This window comes from Rhizobium sp. N324 (assembly GCF_001664485.1).
Classification (GTDB): Bacteria; Pseudomonadota; Alphaproteobacteria; order Rhizobiales; family Rhizobiaceae; genus Rhizobium.
Window position 1 is genome coordinate 217072 of the sequence record NZ_CP013633.1, and the last position, 25217, is coordinate 242288.

Annotated in this window: 22 protein-coding genes and 5 pseudogenes; 11 read left to right on the plus strand and 16 right to left on the minus strand. The window is 57.4% G+C overall.

The window, feature by feature from the left end:
* Window positions 1-59: 59 nt before the first annotated feature.
* The 3 genes from AMK05_RS26595 to AMK05_RS26605 all read left to right on the plus strand — a co-directional run bounded on the left by AMK05_RS26595 (window position 60) and on the right by AMK05_RS26605 (window position 3591).
* Entirely contained in the window at window positions 60-1316 is a 1257-nt protein-coding gene (locus AMK05_RS26595; protein ID WP_064842624.1) for an MFS transporter, read from the plus strand.
* 2 nt (window positions 1317-1318) lie between these two features.
* Complete coding sequence (locus AMK05_RS26600) at window positions 1319-2725, plus strand: hypothetical protein (protein ID WP_064842626.1); 1407 nt, start codon at window positions 1319-1321, stop codon at window positions 2723-2725.
* A 380-nt stretch (window positions 2726-3105) separates the two neighbouring features.
* On the plus strand, window positions 3106-3591 hold the full coding sequence (locus AMK05_RS26605; protein ID WP_064842629.1) for a helix-turn-helix domain-containing protein: 486 nt from the start codon (window positions 3106-3108) through the stop codon (window positions 3589-3591).
* 79 nt (window positions 3592-3670) lie between these two features.
* On the opposite strand, the gene AMK05_RS26610 is transcribed toward AMK05_RS26605, so the two are convergent.
* The 4 genes from AMK05_RS26610 to AMK05_RS26625 all read right to left on the minus strand — a co-directional run bounded on the left by AMK05_RS26610 (window position 3671) and on the right by AMK05_RS26625 (window position 7306).
* Complete coding sequence (locus AMK05_RS26610; protein ID WP_064842632.1) at window positions 3671-4906, minus strand: CapA family protein; 1236 nt, start codon at window positions 4904-4906, stop codon at window positions 3671-3673.
* Window positions 4907-4986: 80 nt separating this feature from the next.
* Window positions 4987-5829, minus strand: a complete 843-nt coding sequence (locus AMK05_RS26615) for a transporter substrate-binding domain-containing protein (RefSeq protein ID WP_064842634.1) — start codon at window positions 5827-5829, stop codon at window positions 4987-4989.
* A gap of 57 nt (window positions 5830-5886) precedes the next feature.
* Window positions 5887-6636 carry an ABC transporter permease gene (locus tag AMK05_RS26620; RefSeq protein ID WP_016737468.1) on the minus strand — a complete coding sequence of 250 codons (750 nt, stop codon included), beginning with the start codon at window positions 6634-6636 and terminating at the stop codon, window positions 5887-5889.
* A 4-nt stretch (window positions 6637-6640) separates the two neighbouring features.
* A complete protein-coding gene (locus tag AMK05_RS26625) occupies window positions 6641-7306 on the minus strand; it encodes an ABC transporter permease subunit (RefSeq protein WP_016737469.1) in 666 nt (221 codons plus the stop codon).
* 242 nt (window positions 7307-7548) lie between these two features.
* On the opposite strand from AMK05_RS26625, the gene AMK05_RS26630 reads away from it, so the two are divergent.
* Together AMK05_RS26630 and AMK05_RS35755 are read left to right on the plus strand one after the other, a co-directional pair.
* Window positions 7549-8460, plus strand: a complete 912-nt coding sequence (locus tag AMK05_RS26630; RefSeq protein ID WP_064842637.1) for a LysR family transcriptional regulator — start codon at window positions 7549-7551, stop codon at window positions 8458-8460.
* 173 nt (window positions 8461-8633) lie between these two features.
* Window positions 8634-8811, plus strand: a pseudogene (locus AMK05_RS35755) (IS630 family transposase); the annotation flags it as partial.
* Window positions 8812-9020: 209 nt separating this feature from the next.
* On the opposite strand, the pseudogene AMK05_RS34850 reads toward AMK05_RS35755, so the two are convergent.
* The 3 genes and pseudogenes from AMK05_RS34850 to AMK05_RS26640 all read right to left on the minus strand — a co-directional run.
* Window positions 9021-9131, minus strand: a pseudogene (locus AMK05_RS34850) (IS630 family transposase); the annotation flags it as partial.
* A gap of 58 nt (window positions 9132-9189) precedes the next feature.
* Entirely contained in the window at window positions 9190-9384 is a 195-nt protein-coding gene (locus AMK05_RS33825) for a hypothetical protein (RefSeq protein WP_010068053.1), read from the minus strand.
* Between the two features lie 475 nt (window positions 9385-9859).
* A protein-coding gene (locus tag AMK05_RS26640) for an IS3 family transposase (protein WP_094447650.1) occupies window positions 9860-11049 on the minus strand; the annotation gives its coding sequence in 2 pieces (ribosomal slippage) (window positions 9860-10800 and window positions 10800-11049; 1191 coding nt in all).
* Between the two features lie 37 nt (window positions 11050-11086).
* Between AMK05_RS26640 and AMK05_RS35760 the strand changes: the two are divergent.
* The 4 genes and pseudogenes from AMK05_RS35760 to AMK05_RS26660 form a co-directional block, all read left to right on the plus strand.
* Window positions 11087-11227: pseudogene (locus AMK05_RS35760) on the plus strand (hypothetical protein); the annotation flags it as partial.
* 136 nt (window positions 11228-11363) lie between these two features.
* Window positions 11364-11822 (plus strand): hypothetical protein, encoded by a 459-nt coding sequence (locus tag AMK05_RS26650; protein WP_011053402.1) that lies wholly within the window; start codon window positions 11364-11366, stop codon window positions 11820-11822.
* 91 nt (window positions 11823-11913) lie between these two features.
* A complete protein-coding gene (locus AMK05_RS35765) occupies window positions 11914-12675 on the plus strand; it encodes a helix-turn-helix domain-containing protein (RefSeq protein WP_225881192.1) in 762 nt (253 codons plus the stop codon).
* Window positions 12672-13127, plus strand: coding sequence for a phasin (locus AMK05_RS26660; RefSeq protein ID WP_064842643.1), 456 nt, complete (start codon window positions 12672-12674; stop codon window positions 13125-13127). Before AMK05_RS35765 ends, AMK05_RS26660 begins: the two co-directional genes overlap by 4 nt.
* Window positions 13128-14025: 898 nt before the next feature.
* Here the strand turns inward: AMK05_RS26660 and AMK05_RS26670 are convergent.
* The 3 genes from AMK05_RS26670 to AMK05_RS26680 all read right to left on the minus strand — a co-directional run bounded on the left by AMK05_RS26670 (window position 14026) and on the right by AMK05_RS26680 (window position 16116).
* Window positions 14026-14244 (minus strand): hypothetical protein, encoded by a 219-nt coding sequence (locus AMK05_RS26670; RefSeq protein ID WP_237352243.1) that lies wholly within the window; start codon window positions 14242-14244, stop codon window positions 14026-14028.
* Window positions 14245-14313: 69 nt separating this feature from the next.
* Entirely contained in the window at window positions 14314-14619 is a 306-nt protein-coding gene (locus AMK05_RS26675) for a hypothetical protein (RefSeq protein ID WP_004680432.1), read from the minus strand.
* Window positions 14620-15144: 525 nt separating this feature from the next.
* Window positions 15145-16116: a hypothetical protein gene (locus AMK05_RS26680; RefSeq protein ID WP_064842651.1), complete on the minus strand. Its 972-nt coding sequence runs from the start codon at window positions 16114-16116 to the stop codon at window positions 15145-15147.
* A 130-nt stretch (window positions 16117-16246) separates the two neighbouring features.
* On the opposite strand from AMK05_RS26680, the gene AMK05_RS36015 reads away from it, so the two are divergent.
* Complete coding sequence (locus AMK05_RS36015) at window positions 16247-16375, plus strand: hypothetical protein (RefSeq protein WP_010068000.1); 129 nt, start codon at window positions 16247-16249, stop codon at window positions 16373-16375.
* Between the two features lie 473 nt (window positions 16376-16848).
* Here AMK05_RS36015 and AMK05_RS26685 read toward each other — a convergent pair whose 3' ends face one another.
* Window positions 16849-18876 (minus strand): type VI secretion system Vgr family protein, encoded by a 2028-nt coding sequence (locus AMK05_RS26685; protein WP_064842654.1) that lies wholly within the window; start codon window positions 18874-18876, stop codon window positions 16849-16851.
* Window positions 18877-19425: 549 nt separating this feature from the next.
* On the opposite strand from AMK05_RS26685, the pseudogene AMK05_RS36115 reads away from it, so the two are divergent.
* Window positions 19426-19563, plus strand: a pseudogene (locus AMK05_RS36115) (CoA ester lyase); the annotation flags it as partial.
* A gap of 105 nt (window positions 19564-19668) precedes the next feature.
* Here AMK05_RS36115 and tssG read toward each other — a convergent pair.
* The 5 genes and pseudogenes from tssG to tssC form a co-directional block, all read right to left on the minus strand.
* Window positions 19669-20640, minus strand: a pseudogene (tssG, locus tag AMK05_RS26695) (type VI secretion system baseplate subunit TssG); the annotation flags it as partial.
* Entirely contained in the window at window positions 20604-22490 is a 1887-nt protein-coding gene (tssF, locus tag AMK05_RS26700; protein ID WP_064842660.1) for a type VI secretion system baseplate subunit TssF, read from the minus strand. The pseudogene tssG and the gene tssF, both read right to left, overlap by 37 nt.
* Window positions 22490-22993 (minus strand): type VI secretion system baseplate subunit TssE, encoded by a 504-nt coding sequence (gene tssE, locus AMK05_RS26705; protein WP_064842662.1) that lies wholly within the window; start codon window positions 22991-22993, stop codon window positions 22490-22492. The genes tssF and tssE overlap by 1 nt, the downstream gene beginning before the upstream one ends.
* An 86-nt stretch (window positions 22994-23079) precedes the next feature.
* Entirely contained in the window at window positions 23080-23613 is a 534-nt protein-coding gene (locus tag AMK05_RS26710; RefSeq protein WP_064842664.1) for an Hcp family type VI secretion system effector, read from the minus strand.
* Between the two features lie 114 nt (window positions 23614-23727).
* A complete protein-coding gene (tssC, locus tag AMK05_RS26715; protein WP_064842666.1) occupies window positions 23728-25215 on the minus strand; it encodes a type VI secretion system contractile sheath large subunit in 1488 nt (495 codons plus the stop codon).
* Window positions 25216-25217: the final 2 nt, after the last annotated feature.

Below are 25217 nucleotides of genomic sequence, written 5' to 3' on the forward strand. Positions count from 1 at the left end.
CGAGAGATAATATCAAATTCATGAAAGCCGCCAGCTGTTCAGAAGAATAGCATGTCCCCATGAACCTGCCAGTAGGGAGTGTGGATGAAGTGGGCGCGACAGAAAGCAGCGGCATAGGGTATTATGCCTCTCGCGGCATCTATCTCTTCTGTGTTCTGGCGTCGGCCACCGGCCGCAATGTCTACTTTGTGCTGGCGGCATGGGTTGCGACAGATGTCAGCAAGAGCACGAGCGCTCTCGCCATCCTTTTGGCGCTCGGCAGTGCCGCTGAGTTGCTCACCAGCAATGTTGGTGGGGTTCTAGTTGATCGATTTGATCGTCGCTTCGTCTGTATCGCTTGCGATTTATCCAGGTTGATCCTCATATTTTCAACGGGCATTGGTCTCTCGTTCGGTGACCCACTTGGTGTTCTTTGCCTGTCGTGGACCATCTTCGCGTTCATCGACAGAACCTATTCGACTGCGCTGCAGGCCATCATTCCAGACATCGTGCGTCCTAAGAACCTCACTTCATTCAATTCGGCGTCTTATATTGCGATGCAGGCGGGCAATCTCATCGCCGCCATCGTCACCGGTTACAGCTTAAACGCCATCGGGATGAATCTGACGTCGGTCTTGCCTGGCGCCTTTTTCGCCCTATCACTGTTGGGGCTGCCGGCACTGCTCGGCCGCCAGCCGCCTTCTCGTTCTCCATCGGATTTGCAGGCAAAGAGCATTCGTCGGATGGATCTGTTGCCGACGACCTTCGTCGTTCACCCACTGAAGACCATCGCCGTCATGTATGCGTTGACCTATGCGATGGGCATGCTCGTGAGTGTATTGGGCGCCGCATATGTCACCCGCGAACTCAAGGGGTCGGCGCTAGAGTTCGGTTATCTCGAGGCAGGTTGGGCCCTCGGTTCGATTGCGGGCTGTTCAACCCTTCTTCTCAGAAGGGCGCGTTCGCGACGACAAAGCATCCTCTTCCAGTCGGCGCTCGCTGGCATTGTTCTGTTGGGTTTTCCTGTTTTCCAGAGCTTTTTGTCCGGGCTCGTTCAACTGGTGTTGCTTGGCTTCTGCTACAATGTCACGCGGATCCTGATCGATGTACGGGTTCAATCGACCGTTTCAATTGACATGTTGGGGCGGGCGCGAAGCCAGATCCACACGATCTGTGTTTCGATAGGGCTTCTTGCGTATGGCATCATCGGGACGATCGGAGACGCAATTCCACCTTCGGGGATTTTCGGCCTCTTCGGGGCGCTGATGGTGACCGTCGCGCTCTTCTTTTACTTTAACATGGATCGGGGAGCGCCGGCGGAAAGCCGGTTCGTCTGAGGATGGAGACGTCGCCCAATAGCGACCTGGTTTCAAAAGGTGAGGTGTTGGCCCTCATTTTTGAATTATTCCCTTGGTTGCGTCAGTTTGAGCAGGCATCGCTGAACGACTACGCAAAGGCGGCTTTCTCGGTTGGATCGGATCAATCGGGGTGCGTCGCGCGAAGCCAGGCAATGTCTCTATTGCGGTCACGCGTGGCGGCCGTCGCGCAACGTCAGGGTTATTCAGCAGGGGCCGTGACGCGCTTTCAAACCGAAATCGAAGTCGCTCCGGTGCTGCAGTGTGGCCCCCACCTCCACCTGTTGATCGAGCCTGACGCATTTTACACCCATCTGTTCTCCCTGATGGGACTTCGCGCGCATGGCAGGACATCCTATATCTCCTACGCTTGCTCGACAGTGAAGTTCGTAGAACGCGGTCGCAAGGGTCCGGCCTGGCTCCACGTCGATGGCGATGCAGTCAATGTCTTCGGCCTGTCGCGCAGCAAAATGATCCCCTACAGCATTCTTGGCAGAAACGGCTGCTACAGATTCCATCTTCAAAACGTCGACAGGCCCGGTGATGACTCGGAGGCAATTTCCTACTTGCGAGACCTTTTGCCTCTTGGCGAATTCCAGTCGGCGGCAGAGGCGATCAAAGCGGCAAATCTTTGCCTCTGGAAGCGGTATTCTGAGAGCCAGGTGGACTTTCTTCAGCTTGATGATAGCGACGTTGCCGATCTGGTCGCGGACCACCTTTCCGATGGCCGGTCCTGGCTGCGAGCCTCGTTGATCGAGGACCGAGCATTCGCGATGCGCCTCATCCATTTCATCGATCAACTCGCTGACACGGCTTGGCGAGGCTGGCTGAAAAACTCGACGCATTTTTTCTGGGGCTGCATTGAAGGGCGGCTTTTTCCACTTTGGCTGGATGGCAGGGTCCTCCGGTCGAAGGAGACAGATGATGTCTGTGTTGAATTCTCGCCGCCAAGTCTTGTGGAGGCCCTGAGAACTGGCCGGATCGTTCCGAACCTTCTGCTGATGTTCATCGTTACGTCGATCCTGCCTGGCGTGCGTGTCCTGGGGGGAAGTCGGCATACGATCTATTATCCGTTGATGCGCTGGGCATTCTGCGAGGCGTTGAGGAACAACCATCGTGACACACAGCTTCTCAACGCACTGTCAAAGGACGAACGGCCGGGGGTTTGGGGCCATCGCATCATCTCCTCGCCGTGCGAGCCATTTTCGCTGTTGAATGCTTTTAGCCGTGGGGGAATTGAAACGCTTCTCGGGCAGTTCGGCAAGATGAGCATTATCGACGCTTGCGGGCCCCTTTCCAGCTTCACCCAGGACCCCCTATGGGCGGAGCTTGCGGTAGCCTATTCCTCCGGGAGAGTGGGCAGACAATCCTCGCAATCGGCGTTCCGCTGATCGCACCTCCTTTGGTTTTCTGACCACTTTACCGCCCGAAGCGTGACCTCTCGCTTTTGAGACAAGTGTCCGCGCGTAAAGCGAAGCTATTGAATCTTGTAAAGAATTCGGTTGCGCGGCGGGCGGATTTCAACTAACTTTGGCAGCGAGGCAGTACGCGCTGCCTTGGGGAGTAGAACCCCCTGTTAGCGGTTGGTGTCGGCCGATTCGGCACCACACTCCTTGACCTTCGGTCGAGGAGCCTGTGGCGTATGTCCAGGTTCCTCGGAACTAAAGGCCACAGGGCCGTCTAGCACGGTGTTCTAACTCCCCGATCAGTGGGTTGAGCGAGTTATTCCGCGGGGGCGCACCGCGTGAAACTCTCCATCGGGGTGTCCACCATGAAGCGCTATGCAGCAGCACAGGTCCGGACTTCGAGGCCTGCGCAAGCCGAACAGTCGAATTTAGCGGGCGAGTTGGTGCATCCAGTTGATCGGCATGTCGGACAGCAAATCCGTATCCGCCGAATGCAGTCGAATGTATCCCTAGGGGATCTCGGCGCCGGCATCGGGGTCAGTTTGCAGCAGGTACAAAAATATGAAAGCGGTAAGAACCGCGTCAGCGCTTCGATGCTCTACGAGCTTGCCAATTGCCTCAAGATCCCTGTTTCGAGGTTTTTCGAAGGTCTTCCAGATCCCGAAACCACTCAGGGCCAGCAAATCATAACAGAGATCGATGAGAAGATTGCCTACATTTCCACGGCGGAGGGACGGCGTCTGATAGACGACGTTTTGCTCCTTTCTCCGCGTGTGCGCAGCCGGGTCGTTGCCCTCGTCAGCTCGATTGTCGATGAAGAGATGGGAGAACACAAGGACGTTTCCCCATGAAAAGACCAACAAGAGCGCGGCCGCAAATTGGCCAGCGGTTCGTAAAGTTCTCGTCGCGCACTGCAGGTTTATTCCGCATCTAAAAAACGATCTGGCCGACGTTCTTCTCTCGGTCAAGCACAGTGCCAAAACCGGTACTGCGGTCGGCAAGATCGTCAAGGATATCTGCCGCCGTTCTGCCATCGGCAAGCACAGGGAAGGGGAGGCGATCGCGTGCAGGATTGGATAATGCCTCGGTTCCCCCGATCACAATCGGGCGCAAGCGGATATTCTCCAGCCGTCCGCTAGATTCAAAATTGCAGGTCGCGATGACGCTTCTCCACACCTCCGGCGGGCTCCATTCCTGTTCGTCCTTTTCCGTATGGAAGAGGAAGTTGCCAAGGCCGTAGAAAATTGGCGTATTCCGATATATCTCGACCGCTTGAAGGACCGGAGCGCCATGGCTGACAAAGAGGCCTGCGCCCGCGTTCACGCAATCGTGCGCAAATTCTCGCACCCAGGCGGGGACTTGCTGCCAGTTCGGCTCCCAATGGTGATGATGCAAATACACGATGACGAGTGTGTCGCGGCCCGCTTCTTCCGCGATCGCCGAAAGGTGAGCCCAGGCGCTGTGCCGGTCCACGACGATGCGGCGAGCCGTCTCATCTGATCTGCGAAACACGGTTCCATAGAAATCAATTTCGTCTTGGCCATGAAGATCAGGCGGATTCTCCGGCTGGGCATAGTTCGCGCGCTCCAAGGGCGAACTTAGAAGACGCTCTTGAATGGAGCGAAGCAGGTTGAATGTTCCCGTTTCCAGGTCGAATACCCTGGAGACCTTCAGCCTATTGATGCCGGGCCTTGCTATCCTGCCCTCAGTTGCGTCCTCGGCGTACATGAAAGACGGGCCTGGCCCAGCGTCCATGGCAATCAGCGCAACATTTCGGGATCCGAACGTCATTTTCTGTGCCGTGGAAGCGTGATGCTTGTTGTGGCCGATGCCGGCATGCAGGAAATTGTGTGCCGCAACCTCCTCCAGCGTCGAGAGGATCCCCGGCGGTCCAAGATCGAAAGCATGGTTGTTTGCCAGAGCCAGGCTATTGAAACCAAGCTCCTTCAACGCGGCCAAGACATCCGGCGTTGCAGCGCCGAAATAGCTGCCTTTGAGCGGCCATCCACCATGACGACCATAGATAGTCGTCTCGAGATTGGTGAAGGCAACATCGCTTGCTTTGAGGATCTCGGCGATCTCAGCGAGCCGTGGATCGCCGATCGCTCGAAGATCATGACGGATGAGCGACTGGCCGGTGACAGCAATGGAAAAGGGTGCGGACATGTGGTCTACCTTCGATCTTTGGGACTGCCGACTGCTCACGCGCTATGGCTTCGGGGGAATGCGTGTCGTAGAGCCAGTGTCTAGTGCGATGTCTGCGGCGAAACATCGATCTTGAACCATTGCTCGCTCAGCCGCTTCAGGGTTCCGTCGGTCGTGGCGGCCTCGATGGCGCTATCGAATGCCGCAACCAATTCGCCGTCGTCTTGCCGAAGCCCGACGCCGACACCCGGGCCCCACAGGCCACCGGAGAGCTGCGGGCCGTAGAGCGTTGCAATCCCGCCATCCGTGCTGTCGAGGAAGGCTTTCCAGGTGAAATAGTCGGCAAGGCCGCCATCGATGCGCTCAGCTACGAGATCGAGATGCATGTTGTCCTGGGAATCGTAGCTCCTGATCGTCGCGACCTTTCCGAACAGTTCATTGAGCACCGCTTCCGAATTCGATGATCGCAATACGCCTAGAGTTCTGCCGTTGAGAGCGGCTCGAAGCTCCTCGATCTTTGCCTGCTTTTCAGGGTCGATGGTTGTGAGATCGAGCTCGGCCGACGTATCCGTCGGCGGAAGATTGAGATCTTTGCGCATGACGAGTTGGTTGAAACCTCCGGCGTAGGGCTTGGAAAAAGCGATCGATTTCTTCCGCTTCTCAGTTATCGCCATGCCGGACAGGATGGCATCGAACTTCCCAACTGTGAGCGCCGGTATGATTCCGTCCCAGTCCTGAGGCACGAAAGTGCATTCGAACTTCATCCTCTGGCAAAGATCGCGGCCGACGTCGATGTCAAAGCCGGCGAGCTCCCCTTCGGGGGTGATGGCATTCCAGGGCGGCGAAGCACCTTCAGAGGCGATTTTCAGTGTCTTCCTGTCTATTGCTCCCGCGTTGTTGGCGCAGACGACAAGAGACAGGGCAAGCAGAAGTGTTCGTTTCACGACGATGTTCCTTTCATTGCTGAGTTTGATTGTTGGCGTCCGGGATGTGGGCCGGCGTCAAGTTTCAGCCGAGGCGAGAGGCGGCTTTCCGTTCGCTCTTCGAGGTACAGGTTGCGCCGGCGGTGGACGGTTTGCCGTCGGCGTCCAACGCGTCTCCAGCATCTGGAAACCTTGCGTGATCAAGAGGGTAAGCAGCAGATAGAAAGCCCCCGCGGCAATGAAGACCTCGTATGGGGCGAATGTCTCCGACACCAGCTGTCGGGCGAGCCCGGTCACCTCAAGCAGCGTGATGGTGCTTGCAAGGGAGCTTGCCTTCAGCATTCCAACCACCTCATTTGCATAGGCGGGAAGAGCGATCCTGAGGGTCAAAGGGAACACGATAAGACGGGCAGTGTGGAAACGGGAAAGGCCCAAGGCTTTGGCCGCTTCAATCTGCCCACGCGGGACCGCCTGGATCCCGCCGCGCAGAACTTCTGTCGTATGGGCGGCGCTGTTCAGGGTGAAAGCAATGAAGGCGCACCAGAATGGCTCTCGCATCACGGCCCATAGAAAGCTTTGGCGGACGAGGGGAAGCTGGCCAATCCCGTAGTAAATCAGGAAAAGCTGAACCAGAAGTGGCGTGCCGCGGAACGCATAGGTATATGCCAGCACGGGCGCGGAAGCCCACGGATTTGATGATGCCCGTAGGAAGGCGAGCGGGACCGAGACGGCGAAGCCTGCGGCAAGCGATGCGAATGTCAGAACCAGAGTGAGAAGAAGGCCGCGGGGAAGGGTGAGAAACGCTTCAAGCGCGATGGTCATGCTCATTGCCTCAACCTTTCATCGCCGGGAGCGAATAGCGGCGCTCCAATAACCGGAACGAAAGAAGCGACAGGCTTGTGAGGGCGAGGTAGATTGCAGACGCTGCGAGATAGAAGGGGAGTGGAGCGCGCAGTGAGCCTGCGCCTATATAGGCGACGCGCATGACATCCGTCAGCCCGACGACGGAAATCAGCGATGTATCCTTTATCAAGGAGATGCAGAGGTTACAGAATGCCGGCAGAGCGATCGGGATCATCTGGGGAATGATGATCAGAAACCAAATCTGCGCGTTCGAAAGCCCGAGCGCCGCTGCAGCCTCTCGTTGGCCTGGTGCAACCGCGTTGATCGCACCACGGAATATTTCCGCGGCGTACCCACTGAACACGACGGTCAGTGCCGCGACACCGGCCGCAAATGCATTAATCTCGATGTAACCACCGGCAATCGCGCTCAAAAGGGCGGTTCCGCCGAAATACGTTAGGAGGATGATCAGAAGTTCCGGAACACCCCGGATGATGCCCGTGTAGGCCCGCATGCACGATGAAACCGACTTGCGGGTCGAGTTGCGGAGAACGGCAATAAGCAAACCTAATAGGGTCCCGAAAGCGCAGCTCAAGGCAAACACTAAAAGTGTGTTCTTCAATCCAGATAAAAATTGATCTACAAATGCGTACAATGCAAGTCTCCAATATTCTTGCGAGCGCACCGAAATCGGAAAGGTATTCTCCCGACGTATACTAAGAGCTTGCCGAGATTTAACCGAGGGTAGATTGGATTTATTAGCTTAACCAGCGCTATAAGTTTGGCGTATGTCAAAAATATACTTTGACTTGCCGCCGTCAATTTATAAGATTCAGGAAGTTTTAATAAGCGCAACTTATGAGGCGCGTCGCTCGACCACGATTGAGATTCCCGGCCATGGAAATCACCGACTCCGGAGTGAAGATCCGCCACCTTCAAATATTGCGGGAGGTTATGCGCGCCGGCTCGGAAAGGCTCGCAGCGCAGATGTTGCGAATAACCCAGCCGGCGGTCAGCCAAAACATCAAGCAGCTAGAGGAGACTGTCGGCTTCGCACTCTTCCGCCGGGAAAACAACAGGTTGATCCCCACCGTCAAGGCATGGGAATTTCTACGCACAATCGACGCGGCGTTTGCCGGACTTGATCGGATCGGACCGTCAATCGACTTCCTGCGGAGCAACGATACGCGAATGATCGGCATCGCGGCGCCAAGCGCTTTCTCCTTCGCGACCTTGCCGAAAGTGGTCAAAAGGCTTCGGGAGAGAAGCCGCTCTTACGCCGTTCAGGTGAAAACAGGAACCTATCAGCAAATTGCAGATCATGTGTTAAACGGCCGCTCGGATCTTGGCATCTCCCGATTGCCTCTTGATGAGCGCATTCTTGATTGGATGCCGGTCGGCTCAGCCACCAACGTATGTCTTTTCCCGGTCAACCATCGATTTGCGGCACAGCAGCTTGTTACTGCCGAAGATCTTGCCGGTGAGGCGATCATCGACATCGACCCGCAATTTGCCTCTCACCAAATGAGCGTCAATGCCCTTCGGTATATGGGAACCGCTCCTGACATCGCCGTGGAATATGACGCCAATGGCAATGACATTGGCTATGTCATGGCAGGGATCGGCGTCTCGATTACGAACGAGATTATTGCGAGCGAATATGCTGAATTCGACGTTGCATTCCGCGAATTTCAGCCAGGGGCAACATATCACTACGTCGTCGTTTGGCAAAAAGATCGAAAGCTGAGTGATAGCCTAAGATTTGCATTGGAAGAGATAGTCGCGGCTTTGACAGATCGGGCTGCTTGACGATCGCATCGAGGTATGACCCTCGTACCGGAAAACAGATGTTGCGAGTTCATGCTGAACCGCGAGTTGTGCGCGTAAGCTTAGAGCGGGATGATTTTAGGTAGACCCGTGAGAAGGATTCCCTATGACGCAAATCAGATTCATCCTTCTGGCCGGTCAGGAGGCTGAGCTGGATGGCGCGACCTGTTTCGAATAACCGCGAGAAGTTGTAGAAGCGGTGATACAGGAGGGGTGTGGTGCCGGGCGGCGTCCAAGCGCTTCCGCATTGGCATCAGCATCGCGATCGATTGGGTGCGGCGCGTGACGCGACGGACAGCGCAGCCCGGCAGGATGAGTAGCCACAAGCCGCGAACGGCGGTGGCTTACCTAAGCCACCGAGCAGATAGTTGCGCCATATCGTAGAAGAACATCGCGACAATCGGAACTGCGTCGGTTGGCAGAAGCGGACCGGTTGTTTGTGCGATCATTGGTGCCATGTTCTCTTTAAGTGATTCTGCAGTTATCTTAAAATGGCGGATGACACTTCAATTGGACGCAATATCGACTAGAGCAAATCCTGTTCAATCCGGGTCATATCCAGCAGCCCTGAAGTAGTTTGCGCATTCTGTCGGCGTGAAGCGGAGCATCAATGCGCCTAGGACGTCCCATAGAGCATCGATCTTTCGTTCCGCGCCCTCCGTGGTTGACTGCGGCCCCTAAACCGGGACCGCGTGCCGGTGGCGACGGAAGCTATGAGATCACATGCTCAATGCGCTCGAGGTGGTGCTGAGGCACGATCTGAAGGGGTTCCTCGGCCGCTGCGATTTCCTCGACCGTAAGTCCGGTGGCGATGGCCAGGTCCTCAAGGCTGTAGCCCTTCGCAATCCTGGCTTCGCGGCGACGAGCGGCTGCGGAGGTGTTGTCGGCGGTAGCAAATTGATCCATTCCAAACTCCAAATCACGTTGATGTAGCGGCTGAGGGGGATCTGTCCCCGATGGGTTGGCTCCTTCGTGGTGCCGACTCGGTCAGAGGTTAGCCGCAACCTGCCGAGCCGCTTGGTTTCTCTTCGCAGACGACGCTCTTGCGTGGCTTCCGCCGCGATCTTGTTCTGCGTTCGGATGCCGAGCGCTCCTGCATTAGCGCTGTTGTTCTAGTCCTGCTTTCTATGACAATCAATCCATGGGTTTGCTCATAGGCACACGACGAGCCGTACCAACTGCCTGGGAAGAATTGTCCGCTACTGATTAACTGCGGTCGCAGATATGCCTTGCGCGATCTCATCGTCGAAGTGAACCATCTCGCCCGAGGCCATGTGCAGCGCGTCCGCGACATCGCCGAAGCGCGCCTCACCATAACGGAGGCCGGAACTTATTGAATCGGCGCCCGTTCGTAAGGACCGACTGACCTTGCCCCCAAGTTTTATCCAGTTTTGAGTTCGCTCCGACGGTTTTGGGTTGCTGTATTTGCGGCGGTAGCGGCGGGTTGCGGTGCGGAGCCATTCCGGCTGCGCAGCACCGCATCACGTCGCGGGTTGATGGTCTGGGCGAACTCGGCCGGTGTCAGCCAGCCGAGGCCGGAATGCGGTCGATGATCGTTGTAATCGCTGCACCAGTTTGAAAGCGCTGACCGAGCATACGCCAGTGACGAGAAGAGCGTTTCATTCAGGAACTCGTCTCGCAGCCGCCCATTGAAGCTTTCGATGAAGGCGTTCTGGATCGGCTTGCCGGGCGCGATGTAGTGCCATTCCACCTTGGTCCGATCCGTCCATTGCAGGATCGCGTTGCTGGTGAACTCACTGCCATTGTCGCTGACGATCATCTTCGGTTTGCCTCGCCCCTCGATGATCCGGTCCAACTCACGAGCAACCCGCAGGCCGGAAAGGGACGTATCGGCGACGAGCGCCAGGCACTCCCTGGTGCAATCATCGACCACGGTCAGCACTCGGAACCTGCGCCCATCGGTGAACTGATCCGACACGAAGTCCAACGACCAGCGATCATTGGCTGCCATCGGGATCAGCATCGGCGCTCGTGTGCCTATCGCTCGCTTGCGGCCGCCGCGCTTGCGCACGGCCAGCTTTTCCTCTCGATAGAGCCGGAAGAGCCGCTTGTGGTTCACAAGATGTCCCTCACGTCTGAGCAGCACATGAAGACGTCGATAGCCAAAGCGGCGGCGTTCATGGGCCAGCGCCTTCATCCGATCGCGAAGGTCATGGTCGTCACCGCGCCTGGTTTCGTAACGGATCGTCATCCGACAATAGCCGATGGCTTTACACGCCCGCCGTTCGCTCATCTGATGTTGATCAACCAGATGCGCGACAGCTCGCCGCTTTGCTGCGGGCGTCACCACTTCTTTCCCAAAAGGTCTTTCAAAGCGGCATTGTCGAGCATGGCATCTGCCAGAAGCCGCTTCAGCTTTGTGTTTTCGTCCTCCAGCGTCTTCAGCCGTTTGGCTTCCGACACTTCCATGCCGCCGAACTTCGCTTTCCATTTATAGATGCTGGCATCGCTGACACCGTGTTTGCGGCAAAGCTCCAAGACCGGCGTGCCAGTCTCGTGCTCCTTCAGAATCCCGATGATCTGTTCGTCTGTGAAACGGTTGCGCTTCATTCTCTGGTCCTCTCAATGGGCCAGAGCTTACTTCAAAATGGATTATTTCGACGGGGCACGGTCAGTCACCTATCCCTTCCATCCACTGGTTGACCAAACCGTCTTGGTAACCGGCAGCCATGAGCACGAAGGCGTTCACTATCTGCTCATTCTGGCACACGGTGGTTCATTTCAAATTCCGGCATGGATGTTTGATCCTGCGGCAAGTTCGATCGAGATCGTAGCTGCGCCGCGCCTTTCGGCAACCAAACTCGTTGAACTGCGCGCCAAGCTTTGTTGCCTGACTATTCCGTTGCGGTCGCTGCGGTCGCCGATTGCACATTCAATACTCCGGGAAAGGCGGCAATACGCAGCGATATGTTTGTCGCGGCACGTTCGGCGCCATGGCGGTCGGCAACTGTATCGGGTTCGGCGGCATGCGGGTCGATCGGGCCGTGGCGCAGGAGGTGCTCGAGCGATTGCAACCTCTGGGAATCGAGGCGGCCTTGCGGGCAATGGAGGCGCACACGCAGCGTCATAGCGACAATCAACAGCAACTCGAGAACTTAATCAAGCAAGCACAATACGAGGCTGCCAGGGCGCGCCGCCAGTATGATGCTGTCGATCCGGGCAATCGGTTGGTCGCCGGCGAACTGGAGCGGCGCTGGAATGAGAAGCTGATCCTATTGCGTGATCTCGAGGTCCAGTTCGAGATGCTCTCGACCGACCGTAACACGCCTGCTTTATCGGCCGACGACCGTACAAGATTGATGATGCTCGGTAGCGATCTATAGTAAGGCATGGGACAGGTCCCGACGCGTCTAACGCGAAAAGATCATTCGGCTGCTGATCAAAGAAATCATTGTCGATACCGTTGACGACACATTGGCGCTCGTCATTCATTGGCAGGGTGGCGATCACACCCGGATGACGGTGAAGAAAAACAAGATCGGCCAGACCCGCTGGGCAGTTAAGGCTGATGTTGTCGATCTCGTTCGCAACTTGGCGAGGCAGTTGCCCGATTTGTCGATCGCAGCGATCTTGAATCGATCCGGCAAGCGGACAGGGCATGGCGCCAGCTGGACGCGAAGCCACGTCTGCAGTCTTCGCAACATCCACGGCATCTCCGTCTATCGAGAAGGTGAACGGGCCGAACGCGGTGAGAGAACCCTCGACGAGGCCGCCGACATTCTAAAGGTGAGTCGAGCTACCGCCTACCGGATGGTCAGCAGCGGTGTCCTTCCCGCTCGCCAGTTATGCACCGGAGCGCCGTGGATCATCCAGCTTTACATTTCTCGCAAATGTCGGGCATCCGCCACTTTTGTCAGGTTTGTCGTGATTGGAACGTTTTGTTCGCCGGTCTCTCCGTCAAATACACATCAACCTGCCCTCAACCCGCCCATCGATAAACGAAATGATCTTCTTGGCGCGTCGGAGCAGTTGGCATGGTGTTTGCTGATCCCTGGTTACAGCGGCAGAAAGCAGTCTGCATTATGCCGGTTCATGAAACGAACGGAACGGAGGTCACCTGACCGTTCGTCATCGGATCCGCGTTCTACCAAGCGGCCATGCATAGTCCGCCGGCGGAAGGGGTCAATCCCGATGTCACAGCTTGCAACCAACTCAAAGAGAAGGAAAATGCAATGACCAAGATTTCCGAAAGATCCTTTGAAACGATCGAAAACCCGGCGTCATCGCCGCTCAAGGTGCCAGATCAGTTCGGCGCATCTGTTGAAAAGGGGAACAAGAAGGTGACAGAGGCTTTTTTGAAATTTGCGTCCGGCGCTGAAGCGACACAGAAAATGCTGCCTCCGATCCTCGAAACGACAAGTCTGTTCGGCAACGAATTGTGGTGGAAGACGATCGCTGCACTGCAAGCCGACGCCGAGGCCGGCTTCTCACATTTGCAAGCTTTGCTGGGCGCGAATTCGCCGTCGCAGATCCTCGAACAGCAGTCGACCTTTTTCCGCAAGCGGGTTGAGACAAGTTTGCAGCACGCCAAGGAAGTCCGGGTGCTCTCAAGCAGGGCGGTGGAGGAAATCTCAAAGCCGGTCAAGGATGCTTTTGACAAGGTGCTGACGGACCTCAAGGCGACGTAAAAGCGGACTCGCACTTAAATCGCCTGGACTGATCGGGGGCGGCCTACCTTATTCATGGACGGAAAAGATGGTGACGGGGACCATCAGGTCGGGAGAGAGCTGGAAAGTGTGTCCTGCGATCTCGGTAGCTCCAGCTAACAAGCTCCTGAAAACGGATCGCGGGCGGCCGGCGTGACATATTGGACGGTTTGAACTGGCGAAGAACCCACCAGCTTGGTATCTAACCACGTAGGCGGCAGGCGGCAGGGAAGTGGTAATGGATTCACACAGGGACATAGCCGAGCGGGTCATCGCGCGTTGGAAGGCGCGAAGAATCCGGATCGATGAAGACCCGGGTTTCATGGAACCGGTCGCTCTTTGGACGGCAGGGTCGATTGCGTCCGGTGAAATGCGCCGCCGGTATTCGGCGCTCCAGCGCGAGCGGTCGCTGTCCAGGTCAAATCCACTTGATGTGTATCCCTGCGACGAAGGGGCGGAGGTCGATCATCGATCGATTGCGATTCCAAACGACGAACCAGATGAACGGGGAGGTCTCGGACTGCCGGCGCAAGGGTGACTCTTACAAAGGGCTCAGCACGCACCATTTCCTGGCGAGCGCGAACTTCACGAAACAGCGGGTCGACAAGCGCTGCGTCGCGTTGTGCATATTCTCGGGAAGAGTCCGAAAAATCCTTGCCACGAGCCGCAATGGCTGGCGGCTCAGCAAGGTAGAAGGTGAGGAGCGGCCGGCGGTACTGAGTCAACATCTTTATCAACTGTGGGCGTGTCGGCTCAGGGCATCTTCAAGCATGGCAAGGCGGTCGCTGCCCGCTATACAGGGTGCATCGCTAATGCCGAGCTTGTCGGCAGCATCTTCAACGCTGAGTCCCTCAGTCTCGTGCGCCCAGCGTCCGACAAGTTATTGTCTTCCATGGGAGTCCGGCTTGCGCAAATTGCCCCCGATGAAGGTTGGTCCGCCCGGGTCTTCCGCATGGAAAACGCGCGTTGCCTCAAAAACGCCGGTGCGCCATGCATAGGTCGTATCGTCGATCATCTGCGGCAAGACCTCCTGGTTTGTCCGACGACCGTACCATTTGGTGACGATGCGGGCGACTTTGGCGACGAGCGCGGTACTCATGCGAAGGTTCGAGTGTGCATCGAACATCTCCGGCGCCAAATAGCATCGAGACCTCGTTTGGGCGAAAGGTTATTCCTTTGCTGCAAAGCCTAGCTCAACGCGGCTGACATCTAAGATCGCCCGAAGGACGTCGATGCCGAATTTGAGGCTTTCCACCTCGACATCCAGCGAGATGCCCTCGGTGACTGTGCCTTTTGCGTTAGCGATTACCACCTCCTCCAGGTCTTCGAACCACTGAGGACTGTTCCCTTTGTGAAGCTTCGATAGTTCCGCAATCGCGACACTAAATGCCGATTGGACCGCGATTAGAGCGGCGCCGAGCTTTCGTTCGTCTACACCCGAGATGCAAACAATGGGGCTGTTTTTCTCATCCATGGGCTGTTCCTCTGCTGGCTCGCCACGAAACCCTATTTCAACTAATAGGCGACAGAGTCGTCGATCGCCGACGAATGCAAATAGGCCCGTAGGCTGGAGTCTCGGGTAGTTAGATCAACGAATACGCGATGCTGGGGGTGGACCATGTGGAAATGGTGGATGCGCTTGAGGCCTGTTGAAATCTGGGTCCAGCTTCCGAACGTTCCAACCGGCGGCAATGCCTCTAGGCCGTAAGCGTCGCACCTCCTGGTACGCGATAGCGGGTAATCCTTTGTACGAACTGGCTCGCATGCAAGGTCGCCCGAAGGACACAAGTGCCGAGCCTGGGCTTTCCGGCCATAGTCTTCAGTGAGACGTCTGTTGCTTCCACAACTCAACACATTCCGGCGAGCGGCATAAACCTGCAAACTCATTGTTTTTGATCCGCACGCGTCATACCTGGCCTGCACCCCACCGCCATGGCTTCGGCAAAAGGCCTTTTACTCAAAACGCAGGGACCTAGTTTGGCCCGTTTGTCAGGCAGCATCACAAAAAGATCTGCGGAAGGCTCGTCCCGCTTTGCGCGCTCAGGTGCGCCCGCAGTCGATCTGGCAGCGGATTGTTATTCAGGTACACTTTGCAATGAGGCGGAAGCTGCGACAGAATGTACGGCAGTGCAGTTCGCCCGTCGCCAAGTCCTCTCAGGTTGTTTCCACGAACGCTAAGCTCCTCCAGCCCCCTCGGCAGGTTAGGGGGCAGGTGGGTCAGTTCATTACTGTCGGTGCTGAGCCACTTTAGGGTGGCCGGGAGGTCCTCGGGTAGGCTAGTCAGTTCATTGTGAGGGACTTCGAGCCTCGTGAGCTTTGCAGGAAGGCGCTCGGGCAGGCGAATTATATTATTGAGTTCGGCGCGGAGATCCGTCAATTCGAGGGGGAGATTCTCCGGCAGGTGCGCGATTTCGTTGCGGGTGACATGAAGCTCCCTGAGCTCAGGCGGCAGGTTATCGGGCAAACTGGTCAGCCGGTTGTGGTTGACGTAGAGATACTTTAGTCCGGAAGGAAGCTCGTTCGGCAATCTGGTCAGCCGGTTGCCGTCGACGTAGAGCGTCTCGAGCATGTCCGGAAGAACCTCAGGCAGCGTGGTCAGCTGGTTGTCGCAGGCAGAGAGCTTTCGCAGACCGGGCGGGAGGTTGTTGGGCAGCCTGCCCAACCGGTTGTCATTGGCGTTGAGCCGCTGGAGGCCGGCCGGTAAGGTGGGGGGCAGTGCCGTTAGGGACAGCGATGTTAAGTTCAGGGGGGCACGAAAATTGCGGGTTTCCGTCCAGGCCTCGATCCGTGCCATTGCCTCGTGCCGGTCCTCGTCCTGCTCCTGCTGCCCGTCTTCCGCCCAGGCCAGTAAAATTTCTTTCAGTGCCGCTTCGCTGGACGAGGAGCCAGTCAAGCCTTCAACCCAGTTAAAGGTGTCTTCACCGCCTTGTTCGGAACTATTGCCAACACGCCCCTGCCTTCTGCCGTACATTGCGTCGTTCCTTAGGTCGTTGCGTCACTGCTGATGTTACTTCCGTCGCGACCTTTCCTTCCAATGCCAAATTCGTATCCCGTTATGCTTCGGGGGCATGGCCAGCGTCCTTCCTCGAGCTGGACAGCGCATGATTTTTATCGCGACGTTGAACAATCCCACCATTGACATGCTGCGCAAACTCGGCCTGACAGGCATGGCCAGCGCCTATCAGGAACTCGAAACGCAAATAGAAGCGAGACACCTTCGAGCATGGTGAAAGGCTTCGACTGCTGCTCGAGGCGGCCACGCTCCGCCAGAAGCGCTTCGAGGCGAGAGCCCGCCCTGCAAAGCAGCGCTGTAACGCCAAGATCGAGAACGCTGATTTTTGCGCCGCCCGCGCCCTGATCGCAATTTCGTGACGCCGAGTGATAAAGGTATTTCATCCCCATCGATGGGCTATACACTAGTTCCCGCTTGGTGGAGACCTAAACCAGACGCATTTGGAGCCGCTTTCGGCCGATTTCGCGTGGCAATTCCATCTAACTGAGGCGCAAGTTCCCGGAACAAACGCTCACGCGCGATAACCTTTCCTCATTTTCGGGCAATCTCGCAGTGTCACGTTGATTTGGTAGGTCAGCTTACGACGCCGACGCCGTTACGCTTTTTCTCTACGCCTGCAGGGCCCTGCCGACTTAAAGGCAACGACTTCCGGACAGCCGAGGCCGAGAACCAGTTCACCTTGACATCGTGTCACTCTGGCGTAACAGGCGGCAGCCCGAGTGTCGCAATAAGCTTCATTATCGACGGCGTGGGTGGACCCGGTGTCGGCGGCGGCATGGAGACGATAGACCCGAGCCGCGGAGGCGTTGCCATAACGCCAATCATCGTGCCGATAATGGCGATCCCATCGCCGCTGATTTCGATGGCCTGCGGGCCGGTTCTGCCCGATACTACAAGGCGGATCTTGTCGGGTGTTACCTCGACGCGGCTACCTAAGGCCGCTGCGGCAGGGGAGTCGGGCGCGGCGCCGCCCGAGGTCAGGAGGAAGTGTCTCTTGACGTCGATGCTGTAGATGTTCCCGACCTCGACGGTATGATTCTTCTGGGCCTTCAAATAGACCTCCTCACGGCCCTGCTTGTCCTCAAAGCGCAGTTCATTGTAGGCATTAGCGGCGCCGCCATCGGTATGCGTCCGGAAGGTCGACCGCGTTTTGTCAGTCGGCAGGGTTTCAGGCGGCAGATTTGAGCCATTGTATACGACGCCGGTCACCAGGGGCGTGTCGGGATTGCCGTGGATGAAATCAACCACGACCTCATGGCCGATCCGTGGGACGACCAGGTTGCCAAAACCCTTACCAGCGAAGTTCTGGGCCACCCGAATCCAGCAGGAGCTGTTCTCGTTCTTTCCGCCTTCTCGGTCCCAGAAGAACTGAACCTTCACACGGCCGTACTTATCCGTCGCGATCGACTCGCCCTCGGGGCCCACGACGACGGCCGTCTGCGGTCCGTGAATCAACCGCGCCGGTGTGCGGCGCCTCGGGCGGTACTGGGTGGTCGCGGGGATAATCTCCACGTTGCTGTGATAGAGGAACCGCTCGCCCTTCCCCCCCACGGTGTCCGCAGTGAGATCGTCCCCCACCTCACCGATGACAGTGAAGTCCTGTCCGACTGCCAGAAAGCGATCGGTGGGTTTCGGCCGGGAACCGATCTGGCCGTAGTAGAAGGGATTTGCGGCCTTGAATAATGACCCGGTCGTTATCTGGCGCGCAGTGCTTTCGATCCGCGCGCGATAAGCGTTGCAGGCGAGTTCCTCGGCACGGATGGTGGCGTAGAAATCGCCATCGCTTTTTTTTGTATACTGGCCTGGATACTCGAAGACCTCCCGCATTGCCGTGCAGCCGCTGCTTGCCGACGAGGTCTCGCCCGTTCTGACCGCCACGCTCTCCCGCGGTCGGGTGATGGCGCTTCCCGTGAGCTTGCATGGCGGAATGCCGCCTGTCCTCACGGGAGGAACACGCGCGACAGACGTCAGTTCTGCCATCGGCTTCTCATGGTCATAGTCCCCGAGAACGACCTTGTTCGGCTGTAGCGATACGACCTCGTCCCAATGCAGGATGACATCTTCTTGGTAAAGACTTCGGGCAGGCCTGAGATTGTGGTGGGTCTCTACGATCTCAGGCGTGCAGGCCATGTGACTCGCGGCGTTGTCGACCAGCACCAGGTCATGTTGGTCCTCAGCATGTTCAAAATAGTAGTAGATGCCGTCCTGCTCCATGAGGCGGCTGACGAAGGCCAGATCCGTTTCATCGTACTGGACGCAATATGGGCGCTGTGGGAACCGTCGGGCGGTCTGATTCTTGAAATTGCCTTTATGTTCTCGAAAAATCGTGGTGATGATCTCGATGCTCGTCTTGTTCTGAAAGACCCGACTGTTAGAGCGATGCTCGAGCAATGAAATCCACGGCCGCACCTGCGCCATGTAGTTGAGGTGCTCGGTATCGTCGAGGCCGAGATATTGGAAGCGCGTAACAACACCGTTGAAGAAGCGCGTTTGCGAGTCCTTGAGCTTAAGGCCGATTGTCAGGCTTTGACCGGGGATCGTAGCAAAGTTCTGAACTGGATCGCGGCTGGCGAGCTTCACCTCGTAGAGGAAAGGTTCCCCCAGTCGCTCGGTGCCACTGAGCCGTCGGAGAGAGATTTCATTCAACTCGGACGCGGCCGAAGTGACCGCAACAAAACGATTGTGCCTTAAGAGACTCTCGATTCTTGACTCGACCATGGTGGTGTGTGTTCCGCAGATTTGATGAGAAGGCGCGGTTGCGCCCGATGGCGTGAGTAGGATGCTGCCGAAGCCATCGGCGAAGATGCAGAAAAGCGTTTATTTCGTGCATCGAAATCGCCGACCGTTGCTCAGCCAAGATGTCTTGCTGGCCCGCATCGTCAGAGCCAAGCGGGGGAGGGCGGGGCGAAGAAAGCGTGTGGGTCTCTTGGAACTCACCCACGCTCAGTCCCACCCAAATCTCGCCATGCGGCCTTGTAACATCGATGAGTCGGCGGATTCCGGCGGTGCTAGCGACGACGTGTCTCCTGGAAGATTCAACCAGGCCCAGGGCGCAGCGCCCGAGCGGACAACCACGGTGGTCGAGTTTCGCCGCGATCGTCGGCTCGATCGGCCTCTCCGCTGCTGAAGCCTCAAGGGCGTCAAAATGGCGAGAACGTTCCAAAGAGGCGTCACGGCGAATTTTGCAAAGGGCCTTGGCGGTCCCATTGCAGTTTGCGTTGAGCTTACTGAAGAGAGTCGAGCTTCCGATGCTTGTCATAACGGGCCTTCCAAGCCGCCGCCCGCCGTGCCGCCGCACTTGGTATCGAGGTTACGTGGGCCATTCATCCGTTCCAGATCGATCTCGCCAAGGAGATCTTCTCCCCGCCCGAAAAGAAGGTCGAGCGGGCCCGCCGCATCATGGATGTCCGTTTCAGGAGAGTGCCATGCGGGAGCCGGTGGGCCCCGGTCAGTCGGGGTAGTCGTCAAGTCATCGGCGTGCTGGCGCGTTTTCCGCTTGCCCATCCAACTGGACCATCCGAGTCTGCCGCAGCGACCCAACTGCACTTCCGGGACCTGCTCCTGACGGAGAACGAGGTTAATCTCCCAGTCAAGTTCATCTCCAAGGTAGTTGCAGATGATCTCCGCTATCGACTTAAGGCCGGGAGCTGCGGGCAGAAGCGATTCGTAATGAGCCAGGCTGAGGGGACCCACAATGAGTCGGAACCGATGGTGCCACACTCTGACCCTCGCACCTGCAATAGCGTTGCTGTTCAGCGTGCCCGTGGCCGGGTCGCGGCCCAGGAGGCAGAGCGATATGCGGGGCAGATCCACCCATTTTGGGACAAATTCACGGATATCAACCGGCGCCTCGACGAAGCTGGCGAGGATGGCAGCGAGCCCCTCGGCGTTGCGGGTGTGTGAGGCGAGACGGCCGGTGAAGTGGAGTTTGGCCAGATCAGGCATAGCATCCCGCGCGCGCAGGGAGGTCATCCCGAAGCCGGCTAGCGCGCCGAGCTGAAGGGCAAATCGATCTTCTTGTGGCCTGTCATAGCTCACGGTCGGTTCGCCCTCCGCCCATGCGCGGAAGAAGAACGAGGCCATTCGATGATGAAAGGTATCAGCAAATCGGATCAGCGTCTCATCCGCGGCGTTGTGCTGCCGGAGAAGGGCGTACTCCGTCAGATGCAATGGGAGGGGACCGTGGGGTCCAAACAAGCCGAAGGCGTAGGTGGAGATTACGGGGTCGTTCTGCTCGTGCGCAGTCACGCCCGCGATCGATCGAGGCGGAAATGCAAGGGAGGGCTGCTGGGCGATCCGCACGCGATCCAGGCTGGGACCGCTCGATTCTCCCAGCCGAGGCCGATCTGAGCAGATTGCATCGATCCGCCGCAGAGCCTGGAAGAAGTCGCAGGCATGCGGTTCGGCCCTGAGCGAGCTTAGGAAGTCGCCGAGTGCCCCCGAAATCAAAGGATCGCCCGGCGGCCGGCCATCGTCGGCCATCGCATTACCTCCCCGCGCTGTAGCGTCGAGACGACCATCTCGGTGAAGCTGTTGATGGATACGTATTTCGCGAAGAACTGGTTGAGCACGGAGGCGAGCGGAAAGATGCCAACGCCTTCGAAGGCCGCTTCGTCCAGGATGATACCAACCTCAATCCCACGTGCTACGGCGGCTTGTCCACCGCTGGACAATCGCCTGACCGCAGGCCTGGACCGAATCTCCCGGATCCCGTCGATCTGCCGTGAGGCGAAGGCATTGACTGGATCGACGTAGAGGCGGAGGAGTTCACGCAGCGCTTCTGCGCCCCGGTGGTCGTTCCTATCGGAATTGCTGATCGAGAGGTAGTTCAGTGAAAGATGGCTAATTAATCGCCAGGTGATATCGCCATTGGCGAAGGAGTGGCGCGGTCGGCTCGGGGGCGATACGCACCGGGTGGCGGTAACTGGAGCGCCGATTTCCAGGGTGAAGTCTGTCTTGTCCCGGCCGATCGGCAGCAGCAGCGCCAGATCCCGGTTCGAGCACAGGCAGTTTACAGACAAATGCCGGAGTTCCGCCGAATAAGGAGCCGCCTGGCGATCAACTAGAGAAACGAACGTTTCGCTGCCGATGTAGCCAGTCCGCGCGCCATTTAGACGCTGGTGCTCCGACATGAGGCGCTGCTCCCGGCGGATCGCGTAGTATCTGGAATGCTGCTCCTCCTGACCGTGCGCGCTGATGCTATAGAACGGGTAGAACCTCACGGGAGCCGCTTCGTTTTTCGCCCCGTCTCCGCTCATCTCGAGGATCGAGTGGACCTCAAAGTCGAGCGGCCTCATCCTGTCAACAATCACATGATGCTCGGTGTTCTTGTCGCTCACGTGGACGAGATCTGCCTGGCGTTCGAAGAGATTAATCGCGGGCGTTGCGAAGAGAACGATATTTTGGGGTCCGAGCTGTCGTTCCAGCCGTGGCTCGACACGTCTGAGTGCGAAGACGATCTCAAGGGTCTCGGCAGTTGACAGGGCTACTGCGTCTGCCAGCCCGCTAACCTCGACGAACAACGTCCGCTCCGCGAGGGCGAAATACTCCTGTAGGAGACGGTACCCGTCGAAAGAGCGTGGCACCTCGGGCAGGAGAGCACAGCTCGGCTCCAAACCGCGTTGCTGCAGCGCATGAACCGGAATCTTTTCCTGCCAAGGGATAGGCCGGCCGACCGGACGGGCTATGATATTGCATGCGTCACCGAGAAGCTGTTCGGCGAGTGCGGCGCCGATGCCACCGGGGCCTGTTAGGTGCAGTGTGAGAGCCTCTAGTCCGAGTTTATTGAACGGCATGCCATTGGTGGTGCGAAGGCGTAGTCGCAAAGCAGCCTTCGCATCTTGCCGGGCCGGAAGATCCAGTGCGGCGATCTGCCCCGGCGTCGAAAAATAATCGGCAGCGCTCACCACAATTGGCCAGAGATGCACATCATGGGCCGTGCGGAACTCGCAATGTGTGACGGCGCCCGGAGCAAGACGGCCCAAAAGCTTGGTTCCCCGCGGCACGAGGTATCCATTTTCAAGTCGTCCGGCATCCTGGTCGGGCTCGAAACGGACGATCGTCATCGAGGGGAGCGGCGGTAGAAAATGCGGATAGACCATCTCCAGGAGGTGCTGGGTGAATTCCGGAAAGCGAGACTGAAGCTTCAATTGCACCCGCGCCGCCATGAAAGCGAAGCCTTCCAGAAGCCGCTCGACGTAGGGGTCGGCGACCTCCGCTGATTCCATCCCGAGCCGGGCGGCGACCTTCGGGAATGCGCGGGCGAACTCGGCCCCCATCTCGCGCATATAAGCAAGTTCGTCGTTGTACAGTCGCAGGAGCCGGGGATCCATCAGCTTATCACTGTACCGAGATGAACGCGGGCGGATTCGAGCTCGGAATCTACCTCCGTACGCATCACCATTCGCACCGGCAATGGCTGCGCCCACAGATCGGCTTCGATCCTAAAGCGAAAAGTGCCGCAACCCTGACCATCGTCCAGGACCGTGACCTTCAGGGTGTCCGGTAAGAGACGCGGCTCAAAGCGCTGAAGGCTCTCGATTATCGCTTCGCGCAATGCGCTCTTATCCATGCCTTCGCGAATTTGTCCGCTGAGAGGCCAGGCACCATAATTAAGTGCACTGGCCGCTACGTGAGGGTACGCTTGTAGATCTACGGTTGCACCCAATTGATTGGTGTTCAACAACCAGGAAACATCGCGTAGAATCACCTCTTCCAGTTGGCGAACAGAGAAGCTGCGCTTGTCCTGCGCTTCACACGAGCTGCGCGGCTCATCGTCCGTAAGCCGGTCCAGGAGGGATGGTTGCACGAGATCCCGCTTAACATCTCTGCCCATGTTACAATCTCCAGGTGCAATAGCGACGAGTCGATCCGTCGTTTTCGCGCGCAGCCCCGAATATTCCCGGGTTGCCGATGGCCCCATCAGCCGACGAGCCTATTAAAGTCGGTGCTGTTCGCGATTTGGTTCCAGATGCCCTCGCCAGCTTTGGTAAGAGCGCCTTTTTCATCCTGCCTGTAATAAATGACCTTGCAGGCGCCGAACCGGAATGTGATCGTCTCCTCGGGGGCGTCTTCCGCATAGGACCACTCGACCTTCTCGACTACCAGCATGTTGAAACTCCAGTGCAAGAACAGGTTCGATTCTGATGTAGCTTGTCCGCTCCCCGTCGCTTTGAAAAGTTTCAGTTCGACGCTATTGAAGTGGGCGCCGCGACCACAGGCAACGTACAGAGAGGGCGATGACGTATCCACCTGCTTCTTGATAGTGAAGACCTCGAATTCGGCCTTGCCCGCGCCCGCCCCGGCGGTATGAGGCCCAATGTTCAGCTTGTTTTCGAGTGAAAAGCTCCATTCGTCCGCTAGGGTGATACCGTCCTTTAGAATGATAGATTCGCCCTTGGGCAAAATGCCGTCCTTGGACGCTTGCGTGAATTTTATAACCGCGTCGAACGCCATGATGGACTTTCCTTTTCTCGTTGATCTGATTGGGCCTGGATTGCATCGGCCAGCCCAGGGCAGCTATTCTGGAGTTTGGCGCCGAGAACGGAGCACAATCATCTGCGGGTTTTCTCAGTCCTTGCGGGCGGATGGCAGGCGCGAGACCAGTCTCAAAGAGATGGTTAGGCCTTCGAGCTGGTAGTGTGGCCGCATGTAAAATCTCGCAACGTAATATCCGGGATTATCTTCGACCTCTTCCACCTTGACCTCGGCTGAGGAGAGCGGCTGCTGTGCCTTACTCTCTTCGCTCCCAAGCTCGGGCGAGGGGTGGACATAGCCCTGAATCCATTGGTTGAGCCACTCCTCGACCTCGTGGCGCTCCTTGAACGTGCCAATCTTGTCCCGGACCATACACTTCAAATAATGTGCGAAGCGGCAGGTTGCGAAGATGTAGGGTAGCCGGGCACTGAGTTCGGCGTTCGCTGACGCGTCGGGGTCTTCGTATTTGACCGGCTTGTTAATAGTTTGAGCGCCAATAAATACGCCGAGGTCCGTGTTTTTGCGGTGCAACAGCGGTAGAAGACCGTTTTTGGACAGTTCGGCCTCACGGCGGTCGCTGATCGCGATCTCAGTGGGGCATTTTAGGTCGACGCCACCGTCGTCGCTGCGGAAGGTATGTACCGGCAGACCCTCGACCAGGCCGCCGGATTCGACGCCACGAATTCTGGAGAGCCAGCCATAGAGCTTGAACGAGCGCGTGATATTTACGCCCATGGCGTAGGCTGCGTTCGTCCAAAGGTATTTCTCGCTGTCGCCGCCGTCTGTGTCCTCCTCGAAGGCGAATTCATCGACCGGGTTGGTTTTGGCCCCGTAGGGCAGCCGGCCAAGGGTGCGTGGTAAGGTCAGGGCCACGTATCGAGAGTTCTCGCTCTCGCGGAACGCTCGCCAAGGGGCATGTTCGGGCGTGAGGAAGATTTTTGTGATGTCACGCGGGTTCGCAAGCTCACGCCAAGAATCCATCTGCAGCAGATGTGGTGAGACGGCAGATATAAGCGGTGAGTGGCTCGCCGCCGCGATCTGCGCCAGTCCCGAAAGCAACTCAACGTCCGGTGGGGTATGGTCGAAATAGTAGTCGGCAATCAGGCAGCCATAGGGTTCACCGCCGATTTGGCCGTATTCGTCTTCGTAAATTTTTTTGAATAGCGGACTCTGATCCCAGGTGACACCCTTATATTTCCGCAGAGTTCGGGACATCTCCACCTTTGAAACTGGGAGAACGCGAATCTTCAACGTTTCATCGGTTTCGGTGTTGCTGGCAAGGTGATGCAAGCCCCGCCAAGCTGATTCCACGCGCTGGAAATTTTCGTGATGGAGGATCTCGTTGAGTTGTGCAGAAAGCTTCTGGTCGATCGAAGCAATCATTGCTTGGATAGTCGTGACGACATCGTCGCTGATCAGCGACGTGTTTTGAAGTGCCTGCTCGGCCAGTGTTCGGACGGCACTCTCCACCAAGTCACGGGAGTGGTCCGAGCGGATCTTGAACTCGAATCGAAGCATGCGGGTGAAATCGCCGAGATCAACGGTGGCGACCTGTACATCTGTGGCATCTGCAGGCATCATGA

Excerpts from the sequence above, each read along its gene's own strand:
- tssE (WP_064842662.1), bottom strand. The coding sequence starts at position 22,993 with ATGGGCAGAGATGTTAAGCGGGATCTCGTGCAACCATCCCTCCTGGAC.
- AMK05_RS26620 (WP_016737468.1), bottom strand. The coding sequence starts at position 6,636 with ATGAGCATGACCATCGCGCTTGAAGCGTTTCTCACCCTTCCCCGCGGC.
- tssC (WP_064842666.1), bottom strand. The coding sequence starts at position 25,215 with ATGATGCCTGCAGATGCCACAGATGTACAGGTCGCCACCGTTGATCTC.
- AMK05_RS26680 (WP_064842651.1), bottom strand. The coding sequence starts at position 16,116 with ATGTACGGCAGAAGGCAGGGGCGTGTTGGCAATAGTTCCGAACAAGGC.
- AMK05_RS26675 (WP_004680432.1), bottom strand. The coding sequence starts at position 14,619 with ATGGATGAGAAAAACAGCCCCATTGTTTGCATCTCGGGTGTAGACGAA.
- tssF (WP_064842660.1), bottom strand. The coding sequence starts at position 22,490 with ATGGATCCCCGGCTCCTGCGACTGTACAACGACGAACTTGCTTATATG.
- AMK05_RS26630 (WP_064842637.1), top strand. The coding sequence starts at position 7,549 with ATGGAAATCACCGACTCCGGAGTGAAGATCCGCCACCTTCAAATATTG.
- AMK05_RS33825 (WP_010068053.1), bottom strand. The coding sequence starts at position 9,384 with ATGGATCAATTTGCTACCGCCGACAACACCTCCGCAGCCGCTCGTCGC.
- AMK05_RS26610 (WP_064842632.1), bottom strand. The coding sequence starts at position 4,906 with ATGTCCGCACCCTTTTCCATTGCTGTCACCGGCCAGTCGCTCATCCGT.
- AMK05_RS26660 (WP_064842643.1), top strand. The coding sequence starts at position 12,672 with ATGACCAAGATTTCCGAAAGATCCTTTGAAACGATCGAAAACCCGGCG.
- AMK05_RS26670 (WP_237352243.1), bottom strand. The coding sequence starts at position 14,244 with ATGAGTACCGCGCTCGTCGCCAAAGTCGCCCGCATCGTCACCAAATGG.
- AMK05_RS36015 (WP_010068000.1), top strand. The coding sequence starts at position 16,247 with ATGATTTTTATCGCGACGTTGAACAATCCCACCATTGACATGCTGCGC.
- AMK05_RS26600 (WP_064842626.1), top strand. The coding sequence starts at position 1,319 with ATGGAGACGTCGCCCAATAGCGACCTGGTTTCAAAAGGTGAGGTGTTG.
- AMK05_RS26710 (WP_064842664.1), bottom strand. The coding sequence starts at position 23,613 with ATGGCGTTCGACGCGGTTATAAAATTCACGCAAGCGTCCAAGGACGGC.
- AMK05_RS26685 (WP_064842654.1), bottom strand. The coding sequence starts at position 18,876 with ATGGTCGAGTCAAGAATCGAGAGTCTCTTAAGGCACAATCGTTTTGTT.
- AMK05_RS26595 (WP_064842624.1), top strand. The coding sequence starts at position 60 with ATGAACCTGCCAGTAGGGAGTGTGGATGAAGTGGGCGCGACAGAAAGC.
- AMK05_RS26605 (WP_064842629.1), top strand. The coding sequence starts at position 3,106 with ATGAAGCGCTATGCAGCAGCACAGGTCCGGACTTCGAGGCCTGCGCAA.